General features: G+C 68.0%; 4 protein-coding genes. 2 read left to right on the top strand and 2 right to left on the bottom strand.

Features of this window, described 5'->3' with window-relative positions; all coding sequences use genetic code 11:
• Nucleotides 1-1073, bottom strand: a 1073-nt coding sequence (locus VFG33_RS24200) for a cytochrome ubiquinol oxidase subunit I (protein ID WP_325055233.1), incomplete at its 3' end; no start/stop codon positions are given.
• A gap of 81 nt (nt 1074-1154) precedes the next feature.
• Between VFG33_RS24200 and VFG33_RS24195 the strand changes: the two genes are divergently transcribed.
• Both VFG33_RS24195 and VFG33_RS24190 read left to right on the top strand, forming a co-directional pair.
• The gene (locus VFG33_RS24195) at nt 1155-1541 is read left to right on the top strand and encodes a BlaI/MecI/CopY family transcriptional regulator (RefSeq protein ID WP_325055232.1); all 387 of its coding nucleotides are present in this window, start codon (nt 1155-1157) and stop codon (nt 1539-1541) included.
• A complete protein-coding gene (locus VFG33_RS24190; protein WP_325055231.1) occupies nt 1538-2443 on the top strand; it encodes a M56 family metallopeptidase in 906 nt (301 codons plus the stop codon). The genes VFG33_RS24195 and VFG33_RS24190 overlap by 4 nt, the downstream gene beginning before the upstream one ends.
• Before the next feature lie 3 nt (nt 2444-2446).
• Here VFG33_RS24190 and VFG33_RS24185 read toward each other — a convergent pair.
• A partial coding sequence (locus VFG33_RS24185; RefSeq protein ID WP_325055230.1) for a phosphate ABC transporter ATP-binding protein occupies nt 2447-2908 on the bottom strand: 462 nt, incomplete at its 5' end.

Here is a 2908-nt window from a genome sequence, read left to right as displayed (position 1 = left end):
CCCCGCCTGGTTGCCCAGAGCAACCAGACTGCGATCGCGGCCGCGGCCATCCCGACGCCGATCATCAGCCGGAAGGTCCAGTAGGTGAGCGGGATGTTCGGCTTGTAGGAACCCGGCCCGTAGAGCTGCTCGTAGGACTGTTGCAGCGAGTTGATGCCCTTCACCTCGCCGTCGAAGTGCCCGGTGGCGAGGAAGGACAGCACGTACGGCACCTTCACCGAGAAGACCTCGCGCGACCCGTCCAGGGTGCCGACGGTGAAGATCGAGAACGAGGCCGGCTTCTCGGATTCGTACAGCGCCTCGGCCGCGGCCATCTTCATCGGCTGCACCTCGGTCATCACCTTGCCCTGCTGGTCGCCGCTCAAGGCGACCCCGGCACCGGCCGCGATGACGATCACAGCACCCAGGCGCAGCGCAGTACGGAATGCTCCGGTGTCGACGCCCGGCCTGCGAACCAGGTGCCAGATCGCGACCCCCGCGACGAAGGCGCCGCCGACCATGAAGGCCGCGAAGATCGTGTGCGGGTAGGTGACGAGGACGACCTTGTTCGTCAGCACGGCCCAGATGTCGGTCAGCTCGGCCCGGCCGCGCTCGGCGTTGTAGCGGAAGCCGACCGGGTTCTGCATCCACGAGTTCGCCGCCAGGATGAAGTACGCCGACAGTTGCGTGCCCAGCACCACCATCCAGATGCAGGCGAGGTGGATGCGCCGGGGCAGCCGGTCCCAGCCGAAGATCCATAACCCGATGAAGGTGGACTCGAGGAAGAACGCGAGCAGGCCCTCGAGCGCCAGCGGGGCACCGAACACGTCACCGACGAAGCGCGAGTAGTCGCTCCAGTTCATCCCGAACTGGAACTCCTGGACCAGGCCGGTGACCACGCCCATCGCGATGTTGATCAGGAACAGCTTCCCGTAGAACTTGGTCAGCCGCAGGTACTTCTCCTTGCCGGTCCGGTACCACGCGGTCTGCAGGCCGGCTGTGATCGCGACCAGCGAGATCGTCACCGGGACGAAGAAGAAGTGGTAGACGGTGGTGATCGCGAACTGCCACCGGGCCAGATCAAGGGTGTCCACGAGAGCCCTCCCGAGCCATCTACGACGTTACGTAGTAGATGCTAGCGCAGATCTACTACAACGTGTAGTTATACTGCTCACGTGGCAAGTGAGGACAAGGCACCGCGCCCCCTGGGCGAGCTGGAGCGACTGGTGATGGAACAGCTCTGGGCGGCTCCGGCTGCGCTGACCGTGCGCGAGGTGCACGAGCGGCTCGCCGATACCCGGGAGCTCGCCTACACGACGGTGATGACGGTGCTGGACCGGCTGGCGAAGAAGAAGCTGACCGAGCGGGAGCGCGACGGCAAGGCGTGGCGCTACCGGGCCGCGGCGCCGCGCGAGGAGTTCGCCGCCGACCTGATGCGCGACGCCCTCGACCGCGCCGGCGACCGCCGCGAGGCACTGGTCCGGTTCGTCGGCCAAGTGAGCGACGAGGAGGCAGCCCTCCTCCGTGAGGCCTTGGCCCGGTTGGAGGACCAGGCGGGATGATCACTCCGGTCCTGCTGGCCGCACTCGCGTTGGTGCTGACCGGACCGGCACCAGCGCTGCTGGCGCGCTCCAGCTGGCCCTACCGGATCCCCCGTGCTGCCGTCGCACTCTGGCAAGCGATCGCCCTGGCCGCGGTCCTCGCAGCCATCGGTGCGGGCATAGCGCTCTCCTACTCGACCGCCGGCCAGCCAGGCGAGCCCCGCTTCGACCCGTCCTCCCCCAGAGACCTCCTTGCGGCGGCGATCCTCGCCCTGACCGCACTTGTCCTGGTGAAGCTCCTCTGGGCTGCAGGACATGTGGCCGTCGGCACTCGGGCTCGCCGCAAGCGGCACCGCGACCTCGTCGACCTCCTCGCCACCCCGGACGGCCTGGTCCCCGGACTGCGGGTCCTGGCCGAGGAAACCCCCCTCGCCTACTGCCTGCCGGCGCTCCGTGGCGCTCGGGTCGTCGTATCGGTCGGCGCGCTCGACAGACTCGACGACAACGAACTCAAGGCCGTCCTCGCGCACGAGCGAGCGCACCTGCGCGCCCGCCACGACCTGGTGCTGGAGGCGTTCACCGGATTGCACACGGCCTTCCCGCGCTGGGTCCGGAGCGAAGTGGCTCTCGACCAGGCGCGCACGTTGGTCGAACTCCTCGCGGACGACGACGCCCGCCGACGCAACGGTCCCAAGCCACTCGCCCGGGCCCTGGTCGCTCTGGCCGGTTCACCCGCCCCAGAGGCGGCACTAGCGGCAGCCAAGTCGTCCACCGTGCTCCGGGTCCAACGACTCGCCGGCCCGGAGCCGAACCATCCCCTGCTGGCAGCGGGGACCTACACCGTCGCAGTACTGCTTCTCGTCGTGCCCACCATCACCGTGGCCGCCCCGATCGTCAAAGCTCTCGTCGACGCCGTCGGCTGACGGTCAGCCGAAGCGGCCGCTGACGTAGTCCTGGGTCTGTTTCTGCTGCGGGTTGGAGAAGATGCGATCCGTCGAGTCGATCTCCACCAGTACCCCGGTGCGCGACGTCTCGGTGGTCTCGACCGTGAAGAAGGCGGTCAGGGCCGAGACCCGTGCCGCCTGCTGCATGTTGTGGGTCACGATCACGATCGTGTACTCCTGCTTGAGCTCCTCGATGAGGTCTTCGATGGCAAGCGTGGAGATCGGGTCGAGCGCCGAGCACGGCTCGTCCATCAGCAGCACGTCGGGCTGGACTGCGATGGCGCGGGCGATGCACAGCCGCTGCTGCTGGCCGCCGGACATCCCGAAGGCGTTGGTCTTGAGCCGGTCCTTGACCTCGTCCCAGAGCGCACCGCGGCGCAGCGCGGACTCCACCATCTCGTCCATGTCGCCCTTCATGCCCAGCACACGCGGGCCGAACGCGAT

The sequence above is a fragment of the Kribbella sp. genome (genome assembly GCF_035687465.1).
GTDB lineage: Bacteria > Actinomycetota > Actinomycetes > Propionibacteriales > Kribbellaceae > Kribbella.
This window is presented reverse-complemented; position numbering and strand designations above follow the sequence as displayed.